Raw genomic sequence first — 26,190 nt, forward strand, 5'->3', positions numbered from 1 at the left:
TCCCAGCGGGAGATCCCAATGGCGCAGCACGTGCTTCTGTCCGACCCGCGAATCGCCGCGATGCCGGTGAAGGAGTGCGAGGAACCTCTCATCGACCTGCGCGAGGAGAAGGTCATCCGGGTGGACCCGCGGCTGGCCGACCCGGCGGGCGCGTACGCGTCCGTCCGGCTCGGCGTCGCCGATCGGCTGACGGCCGCGCAGACCCAGCTGCCCCGGGGGCTCCGGCTGCTCCTCGTGGAGGGCTACCGCCCTTACGCGCTGCAGGAACGCTATTTCGCCGACTCCATGGCCAGGATGTGGCACCGGCATCCCTGGTGGTCGCCGGAGCGGGTGCGCGTCGAGGCGGGCAAGTACGTCTCACCGCCCGAGGTCGCGCCGCACGTGGCCGGGGGAGCGGTGGACGTCACGCTGTGCACCGTGGACGGGGCCGAGCTGCCGATGGGCACGGAGGTCAACGCCACGCCCCCGGAGTACGGCGAGGAGTGCTACACGGACGCGCCGGGAATCTCGGCGGAGGCGAGGAACAACCGGCGGATCCTGATCGCCGCCATGACGGCGACGGGGTTCGTGAACTATCCCACGGAGTGGTGGCACTGGTCGTACGGGGATCGCTACTGGGCGTTCGTCGTGGGCGCGCCCTACGCCCGCTACGGACCGGTGGCCGCGGACACCCTGCCGTCCGGGGGAGAGCCCTGAAGCGGCGTCCCCCTCCCGTCCTCGGCGTCGCACTGCCCCCTACTCATTTCCGCTTTCGTCCGCACGCGCCATGAAGCCCGCGACCGCGCAGGCCGCCCCGGCGAACAGCAGCACGACGAACGCCGCCGGGGACGGCGGCATCGTGAGGGCGTGCAGGAGCCCCGCGATGATCGCGAACTGCGCGGCGGCCAGGAGCTCCGGCCGGTCCCGCACGGCCTGGGCGGTCACCAGGAGCAGCACCAGCAGGACGGGCATGGAGATGGGGATCTTGTCGTAGAGCTGCGACTCGCCGATGGCGTAGATGCTGTAGACGGCGGCGGCGACCAGGAGCGCGGCGGCTGTGTTCAGCGCGATCGGCGCCCGCGCCCGGCCCGCTCTGATCAGCCGGATCGCCCGGGTGACGAGCGCGACGGTCAGGACCGCGGCGAGCGAGAAGACCACGATCCAGGGGATGTTCTCGCCGGGGTCCTCGTCGAGGTCGCCCGCGAAGCGGACGTCCACGAAGATCACCACGAGCGTGAGCGCGGTCGCGCCGGCCCAGACGGCCCGCCACCGGCCCTCCGCGGCCAGGGCCACTTCCATGAGCACGGTCAGCAGGACCAGCGCGCACGTCGCCGCGCTCATGATCAGCTCCGCTGTCCCGCTCATCCGATCCATGAGGGACACGGGCACGCCCAGGTGGAGTGCGGCCAGACCGGCCGCCGCGCCGAGCGTCGCCTGCCGGCCGCGGCCGTCCGGCAGCAGGCCGAGCGCCAGCGTCGCGGCGATCAGCGCCCACAGCCAGATCATGTAGTCGGCTTGGACTGCATTGGAGCCGACAAAGAGGAAGGGACCGTGCGGGGCGGCGAACGTGAGAACCACGGCCGACAGGAGTGCCAGGACGCGCACCGTCCGAGCTCGGACAGGGGACGGCGTCATGGGGGAGGCCGCGCGTAAGGGCGCCGGGGGCGCGACGTCGGGGGCCTTGGGCGACGCGTCCGCTGCCGGGGCGTCCGGGGTGCGCTGGGTGTCCGGGACGGGCTGGGTGTCCGGGACGGGCTGGGCGTCGGCGGGCTGCTCGGAGCGTGCCCTGGCGGGGGCGGCGGCAGGAGAGGGAGTGGTTAGAGGGACGGCGGCCGGTGGCGGGGCGGCCGCTTGGGCGGTGTCGGGTGGTGGTGGGCCGGGCCGCGGGATGGCGGGTGGTGGTGGAGCGAGCGGCGGGGTGGCGGCGGCCGGGGTGGGGTCGGCGGCCGGGGCGTCGGCGGCGGCGAGCGCGCGGGTGGCCGCGGCCGAGACCATCCGGCTGTCGTCGTCGGCCAGCCCCTCCAGGGCCAGCCGGGCAGCCAGGGCGAGGCCGGCGTGCCTGCTGCGCCGTAGCCGTACGAGCTCGTCGACCGTCCCGGCCCTGATCGTGGCGATGGGGTGGTCGATCGCCTCCTGCAGCTCGGGCGGGAGCGGAGCGGGCCGCTCCACCGGTCGGCTGCGCCGCGCGATGACGAGGTCACCCTGGACGTCGAACGTCCACTTGCCCGGCGTCTGGTTGGGCGTGACGGTCCGGACCCTGTCGTAGACGAAGTCGTACAGCTCGTGGATGCCCACGTAGCCGTCCTGGTCGCGGTCGGCCTCGCCCGTCTCCAGCCCCTCGACCAGCGCGCTGGTGAACACCGACGGCGAGGTGTCCCTGGCGTCGGCGAGATCGGGGCCGTCGAAGGCGTACTCCAAAGCGTTGGAGGCGGTGATGACGACCCGCCCGCGCCCACCGAACTGCTCCTCGACGTGCAGGTCCGAGCCTGCCCGCGGCATCGCGCCGCGTGCGAACGCGCCCGCGTAGCAGCAGTCGAGCAGGAGCACGATGCGGCGGCACCGGCTGCGGTTCATCCGGCGGTTGACGAACTCGGCGGCTACGGCGGTGGCGCCGAGCCGGTTGAGCTTGGTGCTCGGGGTGGCGAAGTAGAGCTCGCCGCTGTCGTCCTTGACCCCGTGGCCGGAGAAGTGCAGCAGGAGCAGGTCATCGGGGTGCCGGTCGGCGAAGAACTCCTCCACCGCCTCGTTGACCACGGAGGTGGACTCGTTGAGCATCGTACGGACGTCGAACCCGCCGATCCCCTCGTCACCCAGCACCCTGGCCAGCGCCTCGGCGTCGAGCGCGGGCGCGCGCAACCGGCGCAGGCCGGGGTCGCGGTACTCGTCGCCGGCCACGATCAGCGCCATGCGCCTGCCCGCCTGCGGCGACGGCTCGCCCTGCCGGCGGCGTAACCACACCTCGACGAGCTCGCGCTGCTCGGCGGAGCGGATGCCGGTCAGCTCCAGCACGTCGCCCTCGATGTCGAGCTTGACCGACCGGTGCTGGTTGCGGGTGAGCCAGGCGGTGACGGCGTTCACGATCGCGCCGAGCAGCTCGGTGCCGGCCAGCGCGATCACCAGGCCGCCCAGCGTGAACGACAGCACCGCCCGGGTGCCCTCCGGCACCTCGCCCGCTTCTGCCGCGCTCGCCACCACGTCCAGATCGAGCAGCTCGGCGCGCAGCCGCGCCGTGGTCTCGTCAAGCTCCTGCGGGTCTGCGGCGGCGTCGATCACCCGCACTCGCAGCTGGGTCGTCTCACTCACGAGGGCCACCCCAAAGAAGAGAGCGTCGAACGAATTTTAGGCCGAAGCGAACGCTTGGCAGGAGTGTTCGCCGGTAACGCTCCGAAGTCTTTGAGGTCGCCCGCGTCGGTGACCGGATCAAGCGGCGCGAGGCATGGTGCGCTGATCGACGCGACGTTTTCGGGAGCCGGCTCAGTCCAGCGCCTGGAAGCTGCCGATGTTGCCGTATCTGGTCTCGCCGGGGCTGACCGGGTCGAAGATCCTGGTCCGGCAGTTGAAGTCCGGGAAGACCAGGATCGTGCCCTCGGTCCGGTTCACCAGGGCGGTGTCCTCGCCGAAGCCCCGATGGCAGTCGTTGGGCTCTGGGTCGACGACCGTCGCCACCTGGCCGTCAGGTGCGTACAGGCGCACGACCCCTGGCGCGGCGGAGGCCGGACCGGCGCAGGTGAGCACGAGCACGCCGGAGGCGGCCATGGCTAGGAGGGCGGGAACGCGTCGCATCGGATGTCCTTCCGGAGAGCTGACCAGGGCATATCGCATTCTGTAGTGGGTCAGCTACGGAATGGAACGGTCGCCACGGGTACATCGATGTTTCCTGGCCCACGGCATTGGGCCATTCCGGGCGAGGTGCCACAAGTTCGTCCGAGGTCAGCTACCGCACACTGTCCCGGCGGCCGTCGGGTGACCCCGGACGGCCGCCGAGTGGCCCGGTCAGCGGGTCTCCGCGTTCTCCTTCTTGTGGGTGAACCAGGTGACCACCCAGAGGATCAGCCCGAGCGCGAGCAGCACGCCGGCGATCTCGTACTGGCCGGAGGGGCGCCCCGAGGACCACGGCAGGACGAGGTACAGGCACGTGATCGTGCCCACCACGGGCAGGACGCGTCCGGCGCGGAAGTGCTCGGTCTCCGCCCTTTCCCTGCGCAGGACCAGAACGGACACGTTGACCAGCGAGAAGACCGCCAGCAGGAGCAGCGATGTCGTCCCGCCCAGCAGCGACACGACCGGGCTGTCGGGGCTCAGCGAGACGTACGTGATCAGCCCGAGCGCGATCAGGGTGGTGAACACGATCGCCGCCTGCGGCGTGCGCCGCCTCGGGTGCACCTTGGCCAGGAAGGGCGGCAGCACGCCCTGCTTGCCCATGCCGTACAGCAGCCGGCTGGCCATCAGCATGTTGATCAACGCGGAGTTCGCCACGGCGAACATCGAGATGAACGGCAGCAGATCGGCGATCGGGAAGCCGGGGGCCGCGGTCTGCACCACCGTCGCGAGCGGGGTCTCGCTGTCGGAGAGTTGCCCGACGGGGACGACGGCGACGGCGCAGATGGACACGAGCACGTAGATCAACCCGGTGATCCCGAGCCCGGTGAACATCATGCGAGGGAAGATCCGGGCCGGATTCTTGGTCTCCTCCGCCATGTTGACCGAGTCCTCGAACCCGACCATGGCGAAGAAGGCCAGCGACGTCGCCGTGCTGACCGCCAGGAACACGCTCTTGTCGGAGGCGGTCTCGAAGGTGACGACGCGGGAGAAGTCGGCGTTCCCGCCGACGATGAAGTACAGGCTGATCAGGATGACGATCAGCAGGCCCGAGAGCTCGACCGCGGTGAGCACTACGTTGATCTTGACGCTCTCGCCCACGCCGCGCAGGTTGACGGCCAGCACCAGGAGCATGAACGCCAGCGCGATCAGCAGGATGACGCCGTTGCCGACCTCCAGGCCGAAGCCGGTGGCGAGGTTGGCGGCGAAGGCCCGGGACGCCGCCGAGGCCGAGGTGATGCCGGAGCACATCACCGCGAAGCACACCAGGAAGGTCAGGAGGTGTTTGCCGAACGCCTTGTGCACGTAGAGCGCGGCTCCGGCGGCCTGTGGGTATTTGGTCACCAGCTCCAGGTACGAGCACGCCGTGATCAACGCGACTGCGAAGGCGATGGCGAACGGCAACCAGGCGGCGCCGCCCACCTCGCCGGCGATCTGGCCGGTCAGCGCGTAGATCCCGGTGCCGAGAATGTCGCCGATGATGAACAGCAGCAACAGGCCCGGGCCCATCACCTGCTTCAGACTCGGCTCGCCGCCGCCGCTGGTCTCCTCAGTTGGACTGGGGGGTCTCGTTTGGGACATGCGATAGTCCTTCTCACTGTGAGACGCAGGGAAACGGGCGAAGCCGATACATCCCATGCCGGGGGCCGAGGTCACCGCTGCGCGGCGGTATTCGGACGCCCGAAATCGGGGGCCGGCGGCGCGCCCTTTCCGAATGACGGCCGCCGGCACTGGCTTCGGCCCTTCTGCCGTCCAGGACACGCGTGTTCAGAGCTCCCCTTCGGCGGCAGTCCCACACGCGCCGAGGAACGCGCCGAGGAACGCGCCGCCTACGCGCGGAAGCGGTCGGTGGCGTCGATCAGGCGGTGCCGGGTGCCGGGTTCGGCGCCGCCGTGGCCCGCGTCCTCGACGAGGTGGAATTCGGCCTCGGGCCAGGCCTGGTGCAGATCCCATGCCTGGTCGGGCGGGGTCTTCATGTCGTAGCGGCCGTTGACGATCACGGTGGGGATGTGCCGGATGCGGTCGACGCCCGCCAGGAGGCCCTCTTCGGGGAGGAAGCCGCCGTTGCTGATGTAGTGGTGGGTGATGCGGGCGAAAAGGAGGATGGCGTCGTCGCCGAGTGGCGGTGGATCGGCGGGCAGCAGCGTGTTGGCCGAGAACTCCCAGTCCATCCAGGCGCGGGCCGCCGGGAGGTGGACGGCAGGGTCGGCGTCGCCGATGCGGCGGCCGTACGCGGTGACCAGGTCGTATCGCTCGTCCGCCGGGATCGCGTCGCGGAACGCGGCCCACTCGGCGGGAAAGAGGCGGGCCGCGCCGGTGGAGGTGAACGTCCAGTCCTCGTCGGAGGGCCGGACGAGGTATATGCCGCGTAGCACGAGCTCGGTGACGTGATCGGGGTGGGCCTGGGCGTACGAGAGGGCGAGGGTGCTGCCCCAGCTCCCGCCGAAGACCAGCCAGCGGTCGACGGACAGGTGCTCGCGGAGCCGCTCCATGTCGGCGACCAGGTGTGAGGTGGTGTTGTGCCGCAGCGACACATCCGGGTCGGCGGCGCTCGGCCGGCTGGCACTGCAGTTGCGCTGGTCGAACAGCACGATCCGGTACGCGGCCGGGTCGAAGAACCGGCGGAAGGCCGGCAGGACGCCGCCGCCGGGCCCGCCGTGCAGGAAGACCGCCGGCTTGCCGGCCGGGTTTCCGCAGGTCTCCCAGTAGATCTCGTTGCCGTCTCCGACATCGAGCAGGCCGGAGTCGTACGGCTCGATCGGCGGATAGAACTCCTTCAGTGCCATGTGATCAAGTAGACCACCGCAGACCGGACGATCGCGCACGGCCTCGAATGGACAAGCGAGGTCACGGCGGAGCCCACCACACCCGTGCCAGGCCCTGCGGAGCATGAAAGCCTGCGCACCGCCGGGACTCCTGCTCGCTCCCTGCCCGGCGGGCGATGTCCGGGGCGGAGCGGGCCGGGCGCACCGCGTCTTCGCAGGCGTTGATCGGCTCGTTCTCCCGGATCCCCATCACTCTCTATGCTGCCATGATGATCCACTTACTGCTCTTACCCGGCACGCTGTCGGCGGCCCTGCTCCTGGCCACCGTCAGTGCCGCGCCCGCGGCCGCCCGGCCGCTCGACGACCGCGACGTGAACGTGCCCGAGGCCGGCGTCGTGCTGCACGAACGAGACGGCGACCCGTGGCGGGTGACCGCCTTGAGCAAAGAGGTGTCACCGTCGCACCGCGCCGCCTACCTCCGTTCCGCTGACGGCATCTCCTTCAGGAAGAAGAAGGGGTACGACCAACTGGTGCCCGCGCCGAAAGGCGGGAAGGTCGCGGGCGTGCCCTACTCCTCGCCCGGGGCGTTCGACTCCGTCGTCGTCTTCGACGACAAGGGCAAGGCGAAGCGCATCCGTACGGTACGCAAGCCGCTCAGCACCGCCTACCCCGCGTGGACGCGAGACGGCCGCAAGCTCGTCCTCAGCATCCGGAAGGACGGGATCACCACCGTTGGCTTCGTGATCGTCGACCCCGCCAGTGGCACCTCGAAGGCCGTCACCGTCCGTGGCATCGACCAGCACGCGGCCTTCCAGTGGACTCCGGACGGCCGGTACCTGGCCGCCAACGCCTGGGACCAGGAGTGGAACGTCCGGGTGATCCGGCAGGACGGACGTACGCATCGCACGCTGCGCAAGGTCGGCATCATGCACGGGGCGGACGCATTCTCGCCCTCGGGCAAGCGTTTCCTCACGCTGTGCCTGTCGGTGGAGGCGTCGAACTTCTGCGTGTGGGACTTCACGTCGGGCAAGCTGGCCAAGCGGGTCAACGACGAGTCGAGGGCGTGGACGATCGGGTGGTGGGACGACCAGCACCTGGCCACGGTGGTGCGCGACGAGAACGATGACGCCCGAGCGGTGGTGACGGATCTGAACGGGGGCATCACGCGGGTGCTGGCGACGTTCTCCGCGAAGGCCGGCCGGGAGCGGGTGGACCTGGTCTACACACCCAATCGCTGACTCGATGCGGCGGTGCTTCGGCCCAGCAACCGCTGGGCTGCGGCGACTGTGCCGTTCCAGGGGAGAGCCGGCGGATGCGTTACCCCCACGGAGTGACGATAGATACTTCCGGGAACAGCGTGTCTGCTGCCGAAAAGAGGATCACGAGTCCTGCTATCCCGACGATCCAGCGCAGTGTCGCGCGGGATCCGGAGGAGAGCCTGTTCTGCCACCGTTCGAACCGTTCCTGCATTCGTTCACCCAGGGCGGCCCAGGCGAGGAGGAGCAGGAGGCCTGGGATGACCATGATGGTCACGTAGACACCGAGGAGCGGCGACCATTGGGCGGCGGGCAGGCCGGCCGAGGTCATGATGCCGATCGCGCCGAAGTACGGCGCGGCGGTGGCGAACTCGAACAGCCAGGTCCCCATCCCTGACAGCAGCATCGAGCGCACGGTGAAGGGTTGGGCCCGGGGGGATGCGCGTTCGGGGTTCTGGTCGGGGATGACGTAGCTCCCCACGATGAGCGCTGCGCCGAGGACGCCCTGGCCCCAGGCCCACACGGTGTCGTCAACGCGTGACACGACCGCGCCCAGGCCGAGCATGAGCAGGACGCCCAGGGCGAAGTACGCGATCGCGACCGAGCCGAGGTACACGCCCAGCAGCGCGCCCACGCGGTGCGGCCTGGACAGCAGCAGATAGAGGGTCATCCCGATCACGGTGGGGCTCAGCGTGTCGAGGAGGGCCAGGCCGAGCACCGCCCCGATCGTCTCGATCGACAATTCCGTTCTCCCTCCGGGAGCCGGCGATCCGTAATAGCACGCCCGTGTCAATTAAAATAGCACATGCGTGTTAGCATGCGGATGTGCCACGACTCGTTGATCATGACCGGCGACGGGCCGAGCTCGCCGAGGCCGCCATCCGGGTGATCCTGCGCGAGGGCCTGCCCGGCGTGACCGTCCGCGGGGTGGCCGCCGAAGCCGGCTGGTCCACCGGGTCCCTGCGGCATTACTTCGGCAACCAGTACGAATTGCAGGCCTACGTCGTACGGGCCACCACCGACACCCTCCGCGGACGGGTTCTGCCCCGCGTTCAGCGGCCACGCGCGCACGGCTCGGTGGTCGAGCAGATCGCCACGATCGTGGAGGAGATGCTGCCGCTGGACGCCGAGCGGCGCGAGGAGTACGCGCTGTGGTCGGCGATCGTGGAGTGGGAACGGCAGCACCCTTCGGAAGGCGGCTCCGCGACGTGGAACGACCAGCGGGCGCTGCACCGTCAATGCATCGCCGCCCTCCGCGGACACGAGCCGGCCCGCGAACCGGGCCAGGCCGCGCTCCCGCACCCTGATGCCCGGGTCGAGCTCTGGGCGGCGATCCTGCACACGTTCGTGGACGGACTCGCCTCCCAGCTCATGAACACGCCCGGCGAGGTGTCCGCCGGCACCGCCGCGCAACTGCTGCGTTCGCTGCTGGAAGCCGTACCGCGCGCACGGCCGGAGCGCTGATCGTGAGCGGAAAGCGCAGAGCCGGGCATCCCGCGCGGAGATATCCGAATGACCGGCGGGTGTCTCGTACGCGAGAATGCGGCCCATGCCTCAGGCCATACTGCGAACCGACCGCATCGAGCTTGTCCCGCTGTCCGACGAACACCTTGAACACGAGGTCGAGCTCGACGCTGACCCTGAGGTCATGCGGTACCTCGGCAGCGGCCGCGCCCGGAGCCGTGAGGAGGTCGAGGTTCTCCATCGGGACAGGCTCGCGGTCGCGGGCCAGGTTGCGGGGCTGGGTTTCTGGGCCGGGTTCGTCGACGGACAGTTCGTCGGCTGGTGGATCCTGGAGCCGCCGGAGCGCATCGACCAAGGGCCGGTCGAGGGGCAGGCCGAGCTCGGGTACCGGCTCCTGCGTCGCTGCTGGCGGCAGGGGTTGGCCAGCGAGGGAGCCCGCGAGCTCATTCGACACGGGTTCGAAGATCTTCGGCTGACCCGCGTCTTCGCCGAGACCATGGCGGTCAACACCGCCTCACGTGCGACCATGGCCGCACTCGGCATGGAGCACATCCGTACGTTCCACATGGAATGGGACGAGCCGCTCCCCGGCAGCGATCTTGGCGAGGTCGAGTACGCGATCACCCGGGAGCAGTGGCTCGCTCGGCGAGCGGCCAAAGCTTGAGTGCCTGCCAAAGACCCCGTCTGTGTCGGACCCGCCGGCCCGTGGGTGGTGAAGCGGCCGATCGAGAGGTGCCGGAGTTGATCCCCGCGGCTCCCGGCCGCCGTCATGCGCCTCGTTGCTGGTTTTCGGCGGCCTTGCGGGCGGCCTGTTCGAGGCGTTCGAGGTAGTCCGTCCACCAGGAGGCGTCGCCGGCATTCGGCAGGGGGTCCTGGCTGTGGCGGCCGGCGGCGCCGTCGATCAGCTCGCGGACGATGTCGGCGTGCCCGGCGTGGCGGCTGGTCTCGGTGGTCACGTGGACGAGGACGCGGTGCAGGGAGACCGGGTTGCGGTCGGCCGGCCACCAGGCGACGTGGCCGGTCGCGTCCAGGGACAGCGCCTCGATCGTGGCGTCCGCGTGGGCCCAGGCGCGGTGGTAGAGGGCGATCATCTGCTCGCGGGACTCGTCCGGGGTGGCCCACATGTCGGCGTTCGGCTCGGCGTCCTCGTCGAACCAGGGCAGCGGCTCGTCGGACGGACGGCCGAAAGTCTCGCCGAAGTAGCCGAGCTCGACGCTGGCCAGGTGTTTGACCAGGCCGAGGAGGTTGGTGCCGGTCGGGGTGAGCGGGCGGCGGACGTCGTACTCGGACAGGCCGTCGAGCTTCCACAGGAGAGACTCGCGGGCGGTCCTGAGGTAATGGTGGAGGTCCGCTTTCGGGTCCCATCCGGTCATTTCGGCCATCGTGTCAGCGTAGGCCATTGCCGGTGCGGAGCACGGTGCGGCCGGGCCTGCGACGGGTCAGAACCTTGCCACAGCGGGATGCGGCCGTCTTCCCCGCGTACGTTCACGTCACCGGCCCGAGCCGCCGGCGCGGCCACGACCTTCTCGGAGCCGCGTCCGCCCGGCGCGACCAGTGGCAGGCCCCAGGCCGCCGGCGCCCGTGCGCTGGGATCGATGCCGGTCGACCGTTGGGTCAGACGAGGCGGACGATGATCTTGCCGCGCACGCCGCCCGCCTCCAGGGCCCGGTGCGCCTTGGCGACCTCGTCCAGGGGGAACACGGTGTCCACGACCGGGCGGATGGCGCCGGTCTCCACGTACCGGGTGAGGTCGGCGAAGAGGCGGTGGGTGGGTTGGCCGCTGAAGAACCGCACGCGCCGCCGGCCGTACACGGCGGAGGCGGCCAGGTACGACAGGGACGCGGCGGCCCGGTTGAGGTCGAAGGCGATCGCCACCATGCGGCCCGACGGGGTCAGCAGGCGCCGGTAGGCGGGGTGTTCGGTGCCGACGGTGTCCATGACCACGTCGAAGCGCGGCAGATCCGCGGGCCGCGTGGTGGCGTAGTCGTAGACCTCGTGGGCGCCGAGGTCGCGGACGAGGTCGAGGTTGCCTGCCCCGGCCAGGGCGGTGACGTGGGCGCCGAGTGCCCTGCCGAGCTGCACCGCCGTGACGCCCACGCCACCGCTGCCGCCGCGTACGAGCAGGCGCTCGCCCGGCCGCAGTTTCGCCTTGTCGCGCAGTGCCGTGATCGCCGTCGTGCCCACCGGGAGTGCCGCGGCCTGCACCAGGTCGAGACCCGCCGGGGCGAGGGACAGGTGGCGGGGGCGGACGGTCAGGTATTCGGCGAGACTCCCGAACGTGCGGCCCAGCACGCCCCACACCCGGTCGCCCACCCGGGGGCCGGGCTCGGCCGGGTCCGGGCCCAGGGCGACGACCTCGCCGGTGAAGTCGAGCCCCATGCGCTTGGGGAAGCCCCGCTGCGTCAGGTCCGTCACGAGCCGCACCCTGCCCGCCCGGCCGTGCAGCTCGCCGCCGTTCACGCTGGCGGCGTGCACGCGCACCAGCACCTCGCCGGGTCCGGGGACCGGCCTGGGCGCCGTGCCCACGTAGAGCACCTCCGGCGGCCCGTACCGGTCGAACAGGGCCGCGCGCATCTCAGTCGCATCCATCTCCACGTGAGTGACGCTAGCGGGCTAACCGGATGGACCCGTCCACTTACGTTAATGTGAGAAACATGCCTGCTCATCCCTCTCAGATGGAGCCCGCGCAGGCGCTGCGGGCCGACGCGCTGCACAACCGCGTGCGCATCCTCGAGGCCGCGCGGGAGGCGTTCGCCACCCGTGGGCTCGACGTGCCCATGGCGGCCATCGCGCGGCGCGCCGGGGTCGGCGTGGCCACGCTCTACCGGCGTTTTCCGTCGCGGGAGTCGCTGATCACGGAGGTGTTCGGCGACGAGCTGGCCACGTGCGCGTCGGTCGTGGACGAGGCCCTGGCCGATCCGGACCCGTGGCGGGGCTTCTGCTCGGTGATCGAGAAGGTGTGCGCGATGCAGGTCGCGGATCGGGGGTTCACCGAGGCGTTCCTGACGGCTTTCCCCGACGCGATCGACTACGAGCGTCTGCGGGTGCGGGCCGAGCAGGGCTTCGCCGAGGTGGTGCGGCGGGCCAAGGCCGCGGGGCGGCTGCGGGCCGACTTCGACCTGGCCGACCTGACGCTGCTGCTCAAGGCCAACTGCGGCGTCGCCACCGGAACGAACCAGGACGCGGCGGCGGGGTCGCGGCGGCTGGTGGCGTACCTGCTGCAGTCCTTCCGGGCCGAGCACGCCGTGCCCCTGCCGCCCGCGCCGCCCTTCACGCTCGACTTCCCGCGCGCGCCGGCGGCCATGCGGTAGCCCCCCGGCAGACCTGCGCCGCCTTGTGCCGCGGCCGTGGGGTGGCCTGCCCGGCAAGTACGCGGGTGGTCACGAAGGCTGATCGTCGTGGGGCTCGGCACCGTCCGGCGCACGATGGGGCTCCGGCGCGGTGCCGGTCATCGATTCGCCTCAGCCGTCGGTGCTCGAACCGCCCGATGTGGACGCGGGCGGTGGCCTGGGCGGCCCGGTCCGCGTCGAAGGGTAGCCCTGCCCGGGGTGGCACCGGCGAGGGGGCCGGTGCGGGCATGGCGGACTTCAGGATCGGCCGATGAGTTTGCCCGGCCGCGGAGGTCTGTCCAGGTACGGCGTCGGGGCGTCAGCCGCTCCGGCGCCGTCTCGTGTCGCGATGACCTGGTCAGGAGGGACCTATGCGTGAGCTCATGGTCGACATGTTCAGCACCCTTGACGGATACGGTGGCGGCGGGCCGAGATCGGCCCCGTACTGGGGCTACGGGACGCCGGGCCTGTTCGAGTGGCTGCACGCGCAGCTCGCCGAGGAACACGTCATGCTCATGGGCGCGACGACGTACCGGCAGATGTCCGAGATCGTCACCAAGGGTGACGACCCGACGTTCTCCCGAATGGCCGAACTTCCCAAGATCGTGTTCTCCAAGACGCTCCAACCGCCACTGACGTGGGCGAACACCACGATCATCGACGAGCCGGTGGAAACGGCCGTGCCCGCGTTGAAGGCCGAGGCCGACGGGTTGCCGATGCGTACCATCGGCAGCCAGTCCCTGGTCCGCAGCCTCTTCCGGCTCGGCCTGGTCGACCGGCTCCGCGTCATGGTCTTCCCGATGATCCACGGCGCGGCCGGCGAGGAGCTCCTCTTCGCCGAGCTCCCCGTCCTTGACCTGAACCTCACCGGCAGCACCGCGATCGACGACCGTCTCGTGCTGCTCGACTACCGCGTGGGCGGCGACTAGACGGGATCGAGCGGGGGCGACCCGCAGAGGGCGCTCGATCTCGCCACCCCGCGCTCGCGGATGACGGTGGTGGCCAGCGGGAAGGCCACCTCGCCGATCAGCTCGTACGCCTCGATCACGAGGGTCTGTCGCGTACTCATGCCGTCGCCTCTCCCTGGGCCTTGCGGGGCAGCAGGGCCGGCAGCGCCACCAGGACGGCGGCGGCCGGGGCGCCCCAGAACAGGACGTCCGGGATGGCGGCGGCGGTCGCCGCCGGGCCCGGGGCGCGGCCCTGGAGCTCCCGGGAGAGGAGGGTGCCGAAGACCGCCACGCCGAGCGAGAGGCCCACGCCGCGGACGGATACCACTGCCGAGGTGGTGGCGGCCAGATCCGCGGGGGAGGCCGCGTTCTGCGCGACGACCACCAGGGTTCTGCATGAGCAGCCCGAACCCGACGCCCAGCACCGCGATCTCCACGGCCGGCAGGGCGTAGGGAACGCCGGGGGTGAGACGATCGATCCGCCGAGCAGCGCGGTGGCGGGCAGCACGTTGTCGGCGGTGGCGTTGCGGCCCTGCCCGGTGTCGATCAGCAGCGCCGGCGGGTGGACCCGTCCGAGGGTCAGAGCGGCGGCCATGCCGGCCGGCGCTCCGCCGACGATGACGACGTCGAACATGTTTCTTGCCTCCAATGAGCGATGATCGCCTGACGTGGAGGCAAGTCTGCAAGTTAACGTCAACATGAAGTCAAGCGTGTTCACGCGGAGCGGTTCGACCTCGCTCCGCACGCCTGACTTTCCGGAAAGGCGCACGATCGTGGCCGGGGGGCGATGATGGTCGTGGCTGTCGGCCGGCGGGAGGAGCCAAAGGTGCGACATGCCGACTGGGGCGTGCGGTCCCCGCGGTGGGCCGGGATCCGCAGCGCGGAGGTCGACGTCCGCGGCACCGGCGTCCACTATCTGACGGCCGGCGTCGGCGGGAGCGGCCCCACCCACCTGCTGGTCCACCCGATGGCGGGCAGCGCGTCGATGTGGCTCGACCTCATCGGCCCGCTCAGCGCCCTCGGACCGGTCGTCGTCCCCGACCTGCCGGGCACGCTGTTCGGGCATACCGGCCTGCCGCACCCCCGGGCGGCCCGAGCCGAGCCGAGCGCGCGCTTTCTGAACGCGTTCGCCGCCCGGCTCGGCCTCGAGGACGTGGTCGTCCACGGCTGGTCCATGGGCGGCCTGGTGGCGCTGCTGTTCGCCGACGCGGCCCCGGACCGGGTCGGGCGGCTGGTGCTCGCCTGCCCGGCGCTGCCCGGCCCGCTGCCCGCCGACGAGGTGCTGTTCTGGCGTGCTCTCGGCAGGCCGCTGCTCGCGGTCGCGCCGCCGGTCGCGCGGGCCGTGCTGCGGCTGACCGGCCGGCGGCTGCTCGACCTCAAACTGAGCCGGTACGCCTGGCCGGCCGGCACCTTCGCGCGGCTGTCGCCGGACATGACCGCGCTGCTGGCCGACGAACTTCGCGCGGCTCAGCCTCGCAGGCTCGGTGCGGCCGTCACGGCCTTCGCCTCGGTCTTGTCGGCCCTGTTCGTCGACCGGCGTCCCGTCCACCAGAGGATCGCCCGGGTGGACGCACCCACGCTGCTGCTGTGGGGAGACCAGGACGCCCTGATCCCCCGGGCCACCCTCGACGACCTCACCACCCGCCGACCCGACTGGGAGCGGCAGGTCTTCCCGGCGGCCGGGCATCTCCTGCCGCTGGAGACACCGCACGGCTACGTCGAGGCGGTCGCACGTTGGCTGACTCCACCAGGCTCACCGCGCTGACCGCCCCTCCGTAGGCTCCTCTCCTTGATGACACCGGAGATCGGTCAGGCGCTTGCTCCGGGGTCGCCGGACAGGTAGCCACCGGGTGGGGTCACACGCGCAGCAGGGCCTTGACGGCGCGGCGCTCGTCCATGGCCCGGTAGGCCTCGGCGGCCTGCTCCAGCGGCAGCGTGAGGTCGAAGACCTTGCCGGGGTCGATCTTCCGGTCCCAGATCAACTCGATCAGCTCGGGCAGGAACCGGCGCACCGGGGCCGGCCCGCCGAGCAGGCTGACCTGGGCGAAGAAGAGCTCTTCGCCGCTGAGCGCGACGTCGTGGTTGACGCCCACGAAGCCGACGTGGCCGCCGGGGCGGGCGGCGCGGACGGCCTGCTGCATCGACTCCTGGGTGCCGACCGCCTCGACGACCGAGTGGGCGCCCATGCCGCCGGTCAGGTCCTTGACCCGGGCCACGCCGTCGTCCCCGCGCTCGGTGACGATGTCGGTGGCGCCGAACTCCAGCGCGAGCTTCTGCCGCGTCTCGTGCCTGCTCATGGCGATGATCCGCTCGGCGCCGAGTTGCTTGGCGGCCAGCACCGCCAGCAGGCCGACCGCGCCGTCACCGACGACCGCGACCGTCTTGCCGGGGCCGGCCTGCGCGGCCACCGCGCCGAACCAGCCGGTCCCCAGCACGTCGGAGGCGGCCAGAAGGCTGGGAATCAGCTCCGCGCCGGGCATGCCCGGGGTGGACACGAGCGTGCCGTCGGCGTGCGGGATCAGGGCCCGTTCCGCCTGGGTGCCGACCTCGTTCATGAACACGCGGTGGACGCAGGAGGAGGGGTAGCCGGAGCGGCAGATCTCGCAGGTCCCGTCGGAGGCGACGAACGAGCCGACGACGAACTGGCCGGGCTTGATCTGCTTGACCTCGCTGCCGACCTCCTCGACGATCCCGACGTACTCGTGCCCCATCGGCGTCGGCTGGTCGACGGGGTCCACCCCCCGGAAGGGCCACAGGTCCGAGCCGCAGACACAGGACGCCGACAGCCGGATGATGGCATCCGTCGGGGCGGTGATCTTCGGGTCGGCGACCTCTTCCACCCGGACGTCGCCTGGGGCGTGCAGCACCACACCACGCATATCGCTCACTCCTTGAACATGTTGTCCGGCCCAGGCCCGCTGACACCCGGATCGGGCGCCACTAGCGGGGGTGGGCATGCTGGTTACCTGTCCATGAAAGCGCTGGTCAGACGTGCGAAGAAGGCATTGGTCAAAGGTGTACTGACAGGGCACCCCTAGCGGGTGGAAGGCCGCATACCGTGAGAAGAGTGGACAACCGCCGCGAGATCCGCGAGTTCCTGACCTCCCGCCGCGCCAGGATCAGCCCGCAGCAGGCCGGGCTGCCCACCTACGGGACCCGCCGGGTTCCCGGGCTGCGCCGCGGCGAGGTCGCCCAGCTGGCCGGGGTGAGCGTGGAGTACTACTCCCGGCTGGAACGCGGCGATCTGTCCGGGGTCTCCGACCAGGTCCTCGACGCCCTGGCCCACGCGCTGCGCCTGAACGACGCCGAACGCACGCACCTGGAGGACCTGGCCCGCGCCGCCGGACCCGCCTCGCGCCGCCGGCGCCGCTCCACCCCCGACCGGGTCCGGCCCTCGGTGCAGCGGCTGCTGGACTCCATGGCCGGCGCGCCGTCCTTCGTCATGAACGGCCGGGGCGACGTCCTGGCCGCCAACGCCCTCGGCCGCGCCCTGTATGCGCCCATGTTCGACGCCGCCGGACCCGTCCCCAACCACGCCCGCTTCATCTTCCTCGACGCCCGCTCCCGCCTGTTCTGGGGCAACTGGGAACGCGCCGCGGACGACACCGTCGCGCTCCTGCACGCCGAGGCCGGCCGGGACCCGTACGACAAGGGTCTCACCGACCTGGTCGGCGAGCTGTCGACCCGCAGCGAGGACTTCCGCGCCCGCTGGGCCCGCCATGACGTCCGCCGGCACCACCTCGGGGCCAAGCCCTTCCACCATCCGGTCGTCGGCGACCTCCACCTCACCTACGAGTCCATGGACCTGCCCGCCGACAACCTCACCCTCGTGGCCTACGGCACCGAGCCCGGGAGCGACTCGGAAGACAAACTCCGGCTTCTGGCCAGTTGGGCCGCCACCCTCGACCACACCACCAGCCCCACCCCGCAGCCTCGCCAGGAACAACCCCCGCACACCAGGCGCCCCTGACCGGCGGGACATCGGGCGGCGCGCCAGGAAGAACGCCGGTTCGGGAAGTGCCACGGACCCGCCCCATGGCCAGGAGGGCCGCGGCATCCGGATGCCGCGGCCCTTCGTCGTCTCCGGCCGGTCAGGTCAGCGCGCCGATCAGCCGAACGGCTGGTTGTCCAGCGTGTTCACCTTCACGGCAGTGATCTTCACCTGCTTCATCAGCACCTGGGGCGCGCCCGTCGGTTTGGTGCAGCCGAAGCTGAGCGGTCCCGTGCTGGGGTAGTTGTGCACGACGTTGAGGAAGATGCTGTGCCTGCTGTGCGGTGCCAGCGTCACCTCGGTGATGTCGCCGTCGGAGTTGGGCCCCGTACCGATCGTGCAGAGGTAGCTGATCGCCGAGGCACCGGTGTTCTCGGCGTAGAGCTTCGCGGTGATCGTGTACGCGCCGGTCCCCAGCAACCCGCTGAAGCCGGGGCTGATGGAGTTGGAATGGACGATTTCGTTGTCCCACCGGCTGATCACCTCCGGCGGCACCGCCTCGGCCGAGCTGACGTTCCCCGCCAGCAGCGCGCCCCCGGCCACGACGGCGGCGAGCGCGGACAGGCGCAGGCCGCGGCGGCGGCGTGATGGGGCGGTTGAGGGCATGGTCATGAGAGTTTCTCCTGGTGTGAGCCGTCTCCCTCGCGCAGGACACGCGAGGGGCGGCACGCCGTCGCCGGTCGAGGCGGCGTTCACCGGCTCGCGTGCACCTCGGAACCGTAGCTCTCGCGGTTTCGGGAGACCGCGCAAAAATACCCGCGCCGGCGGTGCCGGTCGTCATCGCGTTTTCGTTCACCGGACGCGTCGGCCCCGGCATGGCAGCGGGTTCTTGCTGAAACAGCAAACGGAATTCAGGGGTTCCCGGGGTCCCGCGCATGATTCTGACGTGCGCCGACGGGGGCGTGCTTCAGCTGAGGAGGGTTCATGTCACGGGCAACCGAGGTCACGGGAACACACCGTCTGGTGCCATCGCCGGCAGGCCGGATCCACCTGGTCGAGCAGGGTGCCGGGCCGCTCGTGCTGCTGGTGCACGGGTTCCCCGAGTCCTGGTACTCCTGGCGTCACCAGCTCCCGGCACTGGCCGCCGCCGGATACCGGGCAGCGGCCCTGGACGTGCGCGGGTACGGCCGCTCGTCGAGGCCGGAGGCGGTGTCGGCCTACCGGATGCTGGAGCTGGTCGAGGACAACGTCGCGGTGGTGCGCGCCCTGGGCGAGGAGACGGCGATCATCATCGGCCACGACTGGGGAGCGACCGTCGCCGCCGACAGCGCCCTGGTCCGGCCCGAGGTCTTCACGGCCGTCGGACTGTTGAGCGTGCCCTACGCCCCTCGCGGCGGACCCCGGCCCAGCGAGATCTTCGCTCGGATGGGCGGCGAGGAGGAGTTCTACGTCAGCTACTTCCAGGCGCCCGGCCGGGCCGAGGCCGAGATCGAACCGGACGTCCGCGGCTGGCTGGCCGGCTTCTACGCGGCGCTGTCGGCCGACACCATGCCCGCCCCCGGCCTGCCCGATCCCCATTTCGTGGCCCGCGGCGGCAGGCTGCGCGACCGGTTCCCCGGCGGCCCGCTGCCGTCCTGGCTCAGCCGGGACGACCTGGACGTCTACGCCGCGGAGTTCGAACGGACCGGCCTGAGCGGCGCCCTCAACCGCTACCGGAACATGGACCGGGACTGGGAGGACCTCGCCCCCTGGGACGCGGCCCCCGTCGTCCAGCCGTCGCTGTTCGTCGGCGGCGTCCAGGACGCCTCCACCACCTGGCTGGCCGGCGCGATCGACGCCTACCCCGACACCCTGCCGGGGCTGGTCTCCTCCCACATCCTCGACGGGTGCGGCCACTGGATCCAGCAGGAACGCCCCCACGAGGTCAACCGGCTCCTGACCGGCTGGCTCGCCTCCCTGCCGACCCGAGCCGCATCGACCCTGGTCAGGGCGAGGCCCGCGGGAGGGTGAGGGTCAGAGCGGCTCCCCCGTTGGGGGCATCGGCGGCGGTGAGGGTGCCGCCGTGCAGGCGCGCGTTCTCGGCGGCGATGGCCAGGCCCAGACCGCTGCCCTCGGTGCGGGTACGGGCGGCGTCGCCTTTGGTGAACCGGTCGAAGACGTGGGGGAGCAGGTCGGCGGGGATGCCGGGCCCGTCGTCGGAGACCGTGATGACGATCTGGCCGCCACCGGCGTGGACCTGGATGAGCACCGACACCGCCGTCCCGCCGTGCCGCAGCGCGTTGCCGACGAGGTTGGCGAGGATGACATCGACGCGGCGCGGGTCGAGGCGGGCGCGCAGGCCCGGGGGAATGTCGGTCCGGACCCGGTCGTGCCAGTGCCGCAGTTCGAGCGTCTTGGCGATGAACTCGCCCAGGTCGACCTCGTCCAGATTCAGCACGGCGGCGCCCGCGTCGAAGCGGGACACCTCGATCAGGTCCTCGACCAGGCGGGTGAGCTTACGGGTCTCGTCGGAGACCAGCTGCAGCGCCTCGGCGGTGAGCGGCGCGAGGCGGCCGGAGTCGGCGTCGGCGTCGAGGACCTCGGTCACGGCGGTCATGGCGGCCAGCGGCGTGCGCAACTCGTGGGAGACGTCGGCGGCGAACCGGCGCGCCCGCGCTTCCATGTCGCGCAGCACGGCCGCGTCGGCCTGGAGCGTGGCCGCCATGGTGTTGAAGGTGCGGCCGAGGTCGGCGAGCTCGTCGTCGCCGGTGACGCTCACGCGGGTGTCCAGGCCGCCTGCCGCCATCTGCTCGGCGGCCGTGCGCAGCCGCCGTACCGGTCGCAGCAGCCTGCGCGCGGCCAGCAGCGCGGGGACGACGGAAGCCAGGGCGACGGGGAGGGCTCCGGCGCGGGCGGCGGCGGCCAGGCTGTCCACGTCCTGCTGCTGGGAGGCCAGGGAGAGGGAGGCGTAGACGACGAGCGGCGGGGACTCGTGCGGGTGCGCGTCGGCGGTGACGGGGAGGGCCACGGCCAGCCACGGCGTCCGGGCGTGGTGGAAGCGCTGGGCCAGCGCGGTGCGCGCCGAGGCCGCCTGGTCGCGCAGCCGCGCGGGCAGCGGCGGCGCCTGCTTCCCGGCGGTGATGAGCGGGCCGCCGCGATAGGACAGGGCGGTGCGCCAGCCCCGCGTGCCCGCGGCCTGGTCCAGCTGCCGGGCCAGCTTGCGCAGGTCCGCCTCGGCGGGGCCGGCGGGCAGGTCGGGCGTGCGGGAGGCCAGGTGGGCGCGCAGTTCCCGCAGGACGTCGGCCTGGGCGCGATCCACGATCGCGGTGAGACCCTGGCGGTAGGTGATCGTGGCGGCGGTCAGCGCGCTGATCACGGAGACCAGGAGGAACACCAGGACCAGCTGGGCCCGCAGGCCGCGCGCGAGGCGCGGCCGGATCACAGCGGCCCGAACCGGTAGCCGAAACCGCGCACGGTCTGGACGTAGCGGGGGTTGCGTGGGTCGTCCTCGATCTTGGCCCGCAGCCGCATCACGCACGCGTCGACCAGCCGGTAGTCGCCGTGGAAGGCGTGCTCCCACACCTGTTCCAGGAGTTGCTGGCGGCTGAAGGTCTGCTCAGGCGCGACCGACAGGAACAGCAGCAGCTTCAGCTCCGTCGGCGCCAGCGCGACCTGCTCGCCGTGCTTGAGCACGCGCAGCGCGACCCGGTCGACGAGCAGATCGCCGTGGGTGGTGCGGGCCTGGTCGGCGGAGGCGGGCTGGGCGGTACGGCGCAGCACCGCGCGCATGCGGGCTTCGATGACCTCGCTGCTGGCCGGCTTGATCACATAGTCGTCCGCGCCGGCTTCCAGGCCCACGACGACGTCCACGTCATCGTCGCGCGCGGACAGGATCACGATGGGCACCTGGCTGAAGGCGCGGATGCGGCGGCAGGTCTCCAGGCCGCTCATGCCGGGCAGCATCAGGTCGAGCAGGACGATGTCGGGCGCGCCCGCGACGAGTTCGGCCAGCCCGTCCTCGCCGGTCGAGACGAGGAGGGTCTCGTGGCCTCTGTGGCGCAGGCCGAGGCTCACACCGCGGCGCACGGCCGGGTCGTCTTCTATCAGCAGGACGCGGCTCACGAGGAGGGCCCCCGCTCGGCCGGGACGGCCGACCCGCTCTCGTCGCACTTGACCGCCCAGGGCCGGCCTGCCAGGCCGGGCTCGAACACCTCGACGACGGGGTCGTCGCCCACGTCCGGGGCCTCCGCGGCCGTACAGACCAGCTGGCTCACCGCCGCCGGGCGCAGGTCACGCACCAGCCACGGCAGGCGCAGCTGCACGCGGCCTTGGGCCGTCCCGGCCCGGACCGGCTGCCGCGCCGAGGGCAGTTGCGTGACCAGCCCCCGCGCCCGCTCGGCCGCCGTGGGGCCGTCGAGCAGCGCGTCCATGGCCTGCTGCAACCGGGCCCCCGCCGGTGCCGGCCGGGAGACCGGCCAGGTGCCCTGGGGCGTGACGAAGTACACCCGCAGCGAACTGCCGAGGCTCCCGGTCAGGCCGCCGTGGACCGGGTCACCGGCCGGCCGCACGTCGGTGTCGCTGATTCCGCAAGCCGCCATCGTCGCCGCCGCGACCAGGACGGCCGCCACGTGGCGTAAGACCCTCGGCATCTGTCCGCTCCCTCGTTTCCCGGCGGGATCCGTCCGGTGATGACCGGCTGAGCCTGCTCACGTCGACCGTGCCGGCGCCGGGCCGCGGCCGCGGTATCGCCGCCCACACCCCCGCTGCCAGCACCGCCGCGGCGGCCACTGCCGCCCATCCGCGCCGCCCGGTGGCCCAGCGGACGCGCAGCCGTACCGGATCTTCGACGGTGGTCTTCGAGATTATCGCAGCCGACAGTGACAGCCCGGCCGCGATGACCGTCCAGCCCCAGCCGTCGAGCCCGGCCACAGGCCGTGGCAGGAGCAGGTAGACCGGCCAGTGCCACAGGTACAGGCTGTAGGACAGCTCGCCCAGCCGGCGCGGTACGGCGCTGCCGATCACCCGGCCTGCCAGGCCGTCCGGTACGCCGGCCAGGAGCACGATCAGCACGGCGCTGGCCAGGGAGTGCGCGAACATCCCGCCCTGGAACAGGCCGGGGGCCTTCTCCCCGCCGGTCAGCAGCCATGCGGCGGACAGCCCGCACAGCAGCAGGACGCAGCTCACGTCCACGGCGGTGCGCGACAGGCCGGTCACCGCGTCCCGAACGGGCGCCGTGGCCGCGGCGGCGCCGAGGAGCAGGGAGAAGGCCCGGGTGTCGGTGCCCTGGTAGGCGCGGGTGGTGTCCACGGCCGCCCCGAGCCTGATCATGAGTAGGAGCGAGACGAGCGCACCGGCCAGCGCGACGAGCGCCACCCGCCGGTGCCCGCCGGGCCCTCTCCCGGCCAGTGCCACCATCAGGGGCCAGGCCAGGTAGAACTGCCATTCGACGCCGATGCTCCACAGATGGGCGAACAGGCGGGTGCCGGAGGCGTTCCAGTAGCCGATCCGCTCGCCGATGAAGTGCCAGTTCACGCTCTGGGCGGCCACCCACGGCGCGTCCTGGAGGGCGTACCGCAGCAGGTCCGGCCCGGCGAACGCCCAGGCCAGCAGCAGCGTCCCCATGACCATGACGGTCAGCGCGGGCAGGAGACGGCGAGCCCGGCGCTCCCAGAAGGCCACCAGGTGGATGCGGCCGCCCCTGCCGAGCTCCTCCAGCAGCAGGCCGGTGATCAGGAAGCCGGACAGTACGAAGAACAGGTCGACGCCCAGGAACCCGCCGCGCAGGTGCCCGGCGTGAAACAGCAGGACCGCGGCGACGGCGAGCCCGCGCAGCCCGTCCAGCGCGCCGACATGCGCGCGGCGAGGGGCCGACGTCGTCGGCCCCATCAGCCGCAGCCGAGTTTGGCGAAACGCTCGTCGCCGGTCCACGGCCCGGTGGCCCAGACGCCGGGGGCGGCCGGGGTGAAGCCGGCCAGCTCGCCGAGCTGCCTGGCGAACCAGGTGGCGAAGGCCGCCGACCCCTGCTGGCAGGAGTGGATGCCGTCCTTGGCGCGCTGGGCCCTGGCGGCGGCGTAGTCGTCCCCCCACAGCTCGGAGGCATCCAGGTAGTGAACGCCGGTGACCTTGGCGGCCATCGCGGGCGCGCTCTTGATCGCGTCCTTGTGAGGCTCGAAGAACTCGTCGATCTTGAACGGCGGGGCGGACACCAGGACGAGCCGGGCGCCGGCGTCCTTCGCCGTCCGGGAGAGCTTCTGGTAGGCCGACAACTGCCGGCGGGCGGTGCCCCAGTCGTAGGTGGTGATCTGGTAGGCGATCACCGTCGGCCGGAAGGAGGCGAGGTTCTCCTTCAGCGTCTTCCAGGTGTCCCTGGCTCCCATGGCCGTCACCTCGTGGTCACCGGCGACGACGTTGCCGCCGCCGTCGGACGTGGCGTTCTTGAACGCCACGCCGCCGGCCGTCAACGCCGCCTCCAGCGCCGGGGCCTGCGCGCCCGCGATGGAGTCACCCATCCAGAGCACCCTGACGCCGGTCGCGGCCCGCCGGGTCGCCGTGGGCTGTCCCGCGCCGGAGGAGGCGGTGAACGCGCCGCAACCCGCGAGTGTCAGCCCGGCCGCGATGGCCAGGACCGCTGCGGTACGACGCCGATGGGAAAGGTTCGTCGATTGCATGGCCAGCAGCGAATCAGAGGAATTCGGAGCCCGGCCGGGTTGTCATCGTTTCATCACACGATGCGGGACCGGCCGTCATCAATGGGGATCTGGCCGGACCGCTTTGACCCCGGGGGTCTCCGGCACCTGCTGCGACAGGGCGTCGGGTGGCGTGGATGAAAACGCACGGGTCAGGTGTTGGAGCATGCTGCACGTGAGTCGACCGACCGAGGGACGGATGCCATGCCTCTTGTGGGCGAGTACGAACCCAGCCCGACGCAGTGGGTACGCGAGCAGGTGGAGCTGTACGAGAGCTCCGGCGGTACCAAGGGAACGACCCTGAGGGAAACGGGAATGGCGGTCATTTTGCTGACCACCCTGGGAGTCAAGAGCGGCAAGATCCGCAAGACGCCGCTGATGCGGGTGGAGCATGACGGCCGATACGCGGCGGTCGCCTCGCTGGGCGGCGCTCCCAAGCACCCCGTCTGGTACTTCAATCTCCAGGCCCATCCCCATGTGGAGCTTCAGGATGGTCCTGTCAAGCAGGACATGAAGGCCCGTGAGGTGACGGGCGCGGAGAAGGACGAGTGGTGGGAGCGCGCGGTGGCGGCCTATCCGCCGTACGCCGACTACCAGAAGAACACGGACCGGCAGATCCCGGTGTTCGTGCTGGAGCCGGTCGAGAGCGACTGACCACGCCAGGGTCCGCACAGATGGGACGCACCTGTGCGGACCGCTGGGCAGCACCTACGCGTCCCAATCGCCGGGTGGTGGCCTGAGCTCGGCGGACGCGCTCATTGAGGTGGTGTCGCCTTGCACATCAGGTGATCAATGGGATTTCCTGACCGGATGAGCACCGAGCCGTCGTGGGTGCGGGCCTGGACGGGTGGGTTGCCCGCCGTGCATGTCGGCAACGCCGCCGAGTTCAACGCCGCCTTCGGCGGGACGCCGGCCGGCCGTGACCACTACTCCTGCCTGGCGGCCTTCGCCAGTCCACGGCCCGCCCTCGTCGTGCTGCCGCTGCCCGTACCGGAGTGGTGGGTCCGGCACCTGGCCGAGACGCTGGGCTGGGGCGAGGTGCGGGTGCGCGGCGGGGTCGCGGCGGACGGGCAGGTGTCGGCGGCCCTCGCCGGGCTGCCCGAGCTCGTCTCGCCCGAGGTGGCGGTGCTGTCCTGGGGGTACTCGCCCGCGTTCGCCCGGATCCGGCCCGCTCCCGCCGGGGTGCTCGAGTGCATCCGCCGCTTCGAGTCCAAGCGTGGCTCCCACGAGCTGTTCCGCGAGCTGGCTCCGGAGCATCGCGGGATCCGGATCGCGGCACAGCGCCGGATCGCGGCGCGCCGGGAGCTGAGGCGGGCGGCCATGCCGTATGTGCTGAAAAATGAGTACGGGGTGGGCGGCGCCGGCATCCAGGTCGTGACCACGTCCCCGCCGCCCCGCAGGGTGCGTGGCCTGCTGCTGGAGGAGTACATCGCGGGGGTCGCCAACCCCACGTTCGACGCCGTCATCGCCGCCGACGGGCGGGTGCACCCGGTCGGTACGGGCGCGATGGCGATCGACGGCACCCGCTACCAGGGCGTCACCGTCGGACCCGGCACCCTGCCCGCCGGGCAGGCGCGGACCGCGGCCGCATTCGGCGCCGCCGTGGGCGCGGCGCTGGCCCGCCACGGCTACCGCGGCTGGTACGACGTGGACTTCGTGGCCGACCGGGCGGGCCTGCTGGCGCCGACCGAGATCAACCTGAGGCTCACCGGTCCCTCCGCGGCCTTCACCGTTCAGACGGCGCTGGACGGCCTGCACGGCGCGGGGCACCTGGTGCGCACCCTGGACTGCCTGCCGCTGGGTGCCCGGCTGCCGTCGACCGCGCTGCGCGAGCACGTCACGCGGCTGGCCGCCTGTTGCCGGGAACTCGGCGCGATCCTCCTGGTCACCATCCCGACCGCCGCGTTCGACCCCTTTCCCTACCTGGGCGTCGCGCTCGCCGCCCGGACGCTCCGGGAGCTCGACGAGGCAGAGCAGGCCGTACGGACCGCGAACGAGGCGCTCGGCGCCATGTTCGTCTGACCCGGCTGGGTGT

27 protein-coding genes are annotated in these 26,190 nt (G+C 71.7%); 11 read left to right on the forward strand and 16 right to left on the reverse strand.

The annotated features are described in order from the left end of the window. The first annotated feature begins 18 nt into the window (after positions 1–18). A complete protein-coding gene (locus tag ACIBQ1_RS40215; protein ID WP_397285351.1) occupies positions 19–696 on the forward strand; it encodes a M15 family metallopeptidase in 678 nt (225 codons plus the stop codon). A 39-nt stretch (positions 697–735) separates the two neighbouring features. Here ACIBQ1_RS40215 and ACIBQ1_RS40220 read toward each other — a convergent pair whose 3' ends face one another. From ACIBQ1_RS40220 to pip, 4 genes are all read right to left on the reverse strand, one after another. Further along, positions 736–3,282, reverse strand: a complete 2,547-nt coding sequence (locus tag ACIBQ1_RS40220) for a caspase family protein (protein ID WP_397285353.1) — start codon at positions 3,280–3,282, stop codon at positions 736–738. Between the two features lie 171 nt (positions 3,283–3,453). Further along, positions 3,454–3,762, reverse strand: a complete 309-nt coding sequence (locus ACIBQ1_RS40225) for a hypothetical protein (protein ID WP_397285355.1) — start codon at positions 3,760–3,762, stop codon at positions 3,454–3,456. Positions 3,763–3,972: 210 nt separating this feature from the next. Beyond that, positions 3,973–5,379 carry an APC family permease gene (locus tag ACIBQ1_RS40230; RefSeq protein WP_397285357.1) on the reverse strand — a complete coding sequence of 469 codons (1,407 nt, stop codon included), beginning with the start codon at positions 5,377–5,379 and terminating at the stop codon, positions 3,973–3,975. A 248-nt stretch (positions 5,380–5,627) separates the two neighbouring features. Continuing rightward, on the reverse strand, positions 5,628–6,578 hold the full coding sequence (gene pip / locus ACIBQ1_RS40235) for a prolyl aminopeptidase (protein WP_397285655.1): 951 nt from the start codon (positions 6,576–6,578) through the stop codon (positions 5,628–5,630). 251 nt (positions 6,579–6,829) lie between these two features. Between pip and ACIBQ1_RS40240 the strand changes: the two genes are divergently transcribed. After that, a complete protein-coding gene (locus ACIBQ1_RS40240) occupies positions 6,830–7,801 on the forward strand; it encodes a TolB family protein (RefSeq protein WP_397285359.1) in 972 nt (323 codons plus the stop codon). A gap of 79 nt (positions 7,802–7,880) precedes the next feature. Here the strand turns inward: ACIBQ1_RS40240 and ACIBQ1_RS40245 are convergent, their stop codons facing one another. Then, positions 7,881–8,561, reverse strand: a complete 681-nt coding sequence (locus ACIBQ1_RS40245; protein ID WP_397285362.1) for a GAP family protein — start codon at positions 8,559–8,561, stop codon at positions 7,881–7,883. Positions 8,562–8,644: 83 nt separating this feature from the next. Between ACIBQ1_RS40245 and ACIBQ1_RS40250 the strand changes: the two genes are divergently transcribed. Beyond that, entirely contained in the window at positions 8,645–9,283 is a 639-nt protein-coding gene (locus tag ACIBQ1_RS40250) for a TetR/AcrR family transcriptional regulator (protein ID WP_397285364.1), read from the forward strand. 85 nt (positions 9,284–9,368) lie between these two features. Further along, the gene (locus ACIBQ1_RS40255) at positions 9,369–9,947 is read left to right on the forward strand and encodes a GNAT family N-acetyltransferase (RefSeq protein ID WP_397285366.1); all 579 of its coding nucleotides are present in this window, start codon (positions 9,369–9,371) and stop codon (positions 9,945–9,947) included. A gap of 103 nt (positions 9,948–10,050) precedes the next feature. Here the strand turns inward: ACIBQ1_RS40255 and ACIBQ1_RS40260 are convergent, their stop codons facing one another. After that, positions 10,051–10,665 (reverse strand): DinB family protein, encoded by a 615-nt coding sequence (locus tag ACIBQ1_RS40260; protein WP_397285368.1) that lies wholly within the window; start codon positions 10,663–10,665, stop codon positions 10,051–10,053. Positions 10,666–10,897: 232 nt separating this feature from the next. Next, a complete protein-coding gene (locus ACIBQ1_RS40265; RefSeq protein ID WP_397285370.1) occupies positions 10,898–11,872 on the reverse strand; it encodes an NAD(P)-dependent alcohol dehydrogenase in 975 nt (324 codons plus the stop codon). A 65-nt stretch (positions 11,873–11,937) separates the two neighbouring features. Between ACIBQ1_RS40265 and ACIBQ1_RS40270 the strand changes: the two genes are divergently transcribed. Both ACIBQ1_RS40270 and ACIBQ1_RS40275 read left to right on the forward strand, forming a co-directional pair. After that, the gene (locus ACIBQ1_RS40270) at positions 11,938–12,594 is read left to right on the forward strand and encodes a TetR/AcrR family transcriptional regulator (RefSeq protein WP_397285372.1); all 657 of its coding nucleotides are present in this window, start codon (positions 11,938–11,940) and stop codon (positions 12,592–12,594) included. Between the two features lie 389 nt (positions 12,595–12,983). Further along, entirely contained in the window at positions 12,984–13,541 is a 558-nt protein-coding gene (locus ACIBQ1_RS40275; protein WP_397285373.1) for a dihydrofolate reductase family protein, read from the forward strand. Here the strand turns inward: ACIBQ1_RS40275 and ACIBQ1_RS40280 are convergent. Both ACIBQ1_RS40280 and ACIBQ1_RS40285 read right to left on the reverse strand, forming a co-directional pair. Further along, on the reverse strand, positions 13,538–13,681 hold the full coding sequence (locus tag ACIBQ1_RS40280) for a hypothetical protein (RefSeq protein WP_397285375.1): 144 nt from the start codon (positions 13,679–13,681) through the stop codon (positions 13,538–13,540). The two genes, ACIBQ1_RS40275 and ACIBQ1_RS40280, sit on opposite strands and share 4 nt — an antisense overlap. After that, positions 13,678–14,193: a hypothetical protein gene (locus ACIBQ1_RS40285; RefSeq protein ID WP_397285377.1), complete on the reverse strand. Its 516-nt coding sequence runs from the start codon at positions 14,191–14,193 to the stop codon at positions 13,678–13,680. The genes ACIBQ1_RS40280 and ACIBQ1_RS40285 overlap by 4 nt, the downstream gene beginning before the upstream one ends. A gap of 192 nt (positions 14,194–14,385) precedes the next feature. Here ACIBQ1_RS40285 and ACIBQ1_RS40290 point away from each other — a divergent pair, with 192 nt between their 5' ends. Then, on the forward strand, positions 14,386–15,324 hold the full coding sequence (locus ACIBQ1_RS40290) for an alpha/beta fold hydrolase (RefSeq protein WP_397285379.1): 939 nt from the start codon (positions 14,386–14,388) through the stop codon (positions 15,322–15,324). Positions 15,325–15,415: 91 nt separating this feature from the next. Here ACIBQ1_RS40290 and ACIBQ1_RS40295 read toward each other — a convergent pair whose 3' ends face one another. After that, positions 15,416–16,438, reverse strand: a complete 1,023-nt coding sequence (locus ACIBQ1_RS40295) for a zinc-dependent alcohol dehydrogenase family protein (protein ID WP_397285381.1) — start codon at positions 16,436–16,438, stop codon at positions 15,416–15,418. Between the two features lie 188 nt (positions 16,439–16,626). On the opposite strand from ACIBQ1_RS40295, the gene ACIBQ1_RS40300 reads away from it, so the two are divergent. After that, positions 16,627–17,529: a helix-turn-helix transcriptional regulator gene (locus tag ACIBQ1_RS40300; RefSeq protein WP_397285382.1), complete on the forward strand. Its 903-nt coding sequence runs from the start codon at positions 16,627–16,629 to the stop codon at positions 17,527–17,529. A gap of 138 nt (positions 17,530–17,667) precedes the next feature. On the opposite strand, the gene ACIBQ1_RS40305 is transcribed toward ACIBQ1_RS40300, so the two are convergent. After that, complete coding sequence (locus tag ACIBQ1_RS40305; RefSeq protein ID WP_397285384.1) at positions 17,668–18,162, reverse strand: hypothetical protein; 495 nt, start codon at positions 18,160–18,162, stop codon at positions 17,668–17,670. 312 nt (positions 18,163–18,474) lie between these two features. Here ACIBQ1_RS40305 and ACIBQ1_RS40310 point away from each other — a divergent pair, with 312 nt between their 5' ends. Further along, complete coding sequence (locus ACIBQ1_RS40310; protein ID WP_397285386.1) at positions 18,475–19,500, forward strand: alpha/beta fold hydrolase; 1,026 nt, start codon at positions 18,475–18,477, stop codon at positions 19,498–19,500. On the opposite strand, the gene ACIBQ1_RS40315 is transcribed toward ACIBQ1_RS40310, so the two are convergent. Genes ACIBQ1_RS40315 through ACIBQ1_RS40335 form a run of 5 tightly spaced genes read right to left on the reverse strand, consistent with a single transcriptional unit; the run spans position 19,475 to position 24,137 of the window. Beyond that, complete coding sequence (locus ACIBQ1_RS40315) at positions 19,475–20,911, reverse strand: sensor histidine kinase (protein ID WP_397285388.1); 1,437 nt, start codon at positions 20,909–20,911, stop codon at positions 19,475–19,477. The two genes, ACIBQ1_RS40310 and ACIBQ1_RS40315, sit on opposite strands and share 26 nt — an antisense overlap. Then, on the reverse strand, positions 20,908–21,591 hold the full coding sequence (locus tag ACIBQ1_RS40320) for a response regulator transcription factor (protein WP_397285390.1): 684 nt from the start codon (positions 21,589–21,591) through the stop codon (positions 20,908–20,910). Before ACIBQ1_RS40320 ends, ACIBQ1_RS40315 begins: the two co-directional genes overlap by 4 nt. After that, positions 21,588–22,037 (reverse strand): hypothetical protein, encoded by a 450-nt coding sequence (locus tag ACIBQ1_RS40325; RefSeq protein WP_397285392.1) that lies wholly within the window; start codon positions 22,035–22,037, stop codon positions 21,588–21,590. Before ACIBQ1_RS40325 ends, ACIBQ1_RS40320 begins: the two co-directional genes overlap by 4 nt. Then, positions 22,021–23,355: an acyltransferase family protein gene (locus ACIBQ1_RS40330; RefSeq protein ID WP_397285394.1), complete on the reverse strand. Its 1,335-nt coding sequence runs from the start codon at positions 23,353–23,355 to the stop codon at positions 22,021–22,023. The genes ACIBQ1_RS40325 and ACIBQ1_RS40330 overlap by 17 nt, the downstream gene beginning before the upstream one ends. Then, positions 23,355–24,137: an SGNH hydrolase domain-containing protein gene (locus ACIBQ1_RS40335; protein ID WP_397285396.1), complete on the reverse strand. Its 783-nt coding sequence runs from the start codon at positions 24,135–24,137 to the stop codon at positions 23,355–23,357. The genes ACIBQ1_RS40330 and ACIBQ1_RS40335 overlap by 1 nt, the downstream gene beginning before the upstream one ends. Positions 24,138–24,359: 222 nt before the next feature. Between ACIBQ1_RS40335 and ACIBQ1_RS40340 the strand changes: the two genes are divergently transcribed. Then, complete coding sequence (locus tag ACIBQ1_RS40340) at positions 24,360–24,809, forward strand: nitroreductase family deazaflavin-dependent oxidoreductase (protein WP_397285398.1); 450 nt, start codon at positions 24,360–24,362, stop codon at positions 24,807–24,809. Positions 24,810–24,965: 156 nt separating this feature from the next. Further along, positions 24,966–26,177 carry a hypothetical protein gene (locus tag ACIBQ1_RS40345; RefSeq protein ID WP_397285400.1) on the forward strand — a complete coding sequence of 404 codons (1,212 nt, stop codon included), beginning with the start codon at positions 24,966–24,968 and terminating at the stop codon, positions 26,175–26,177. The last annotated feature ends 13 nt before the right edge of the window (positions 26,178–26,190 follow it).

The sequence above is a fragment of the Nonomuraea sp. NPDC050153 genome, from assembly GCF_044460125.1.
Lineage (GTDB): Bacteria > Actinomycetota > Actinomycetes > Streptosporangiales > Streptosporangiaceae > Nonomuraea.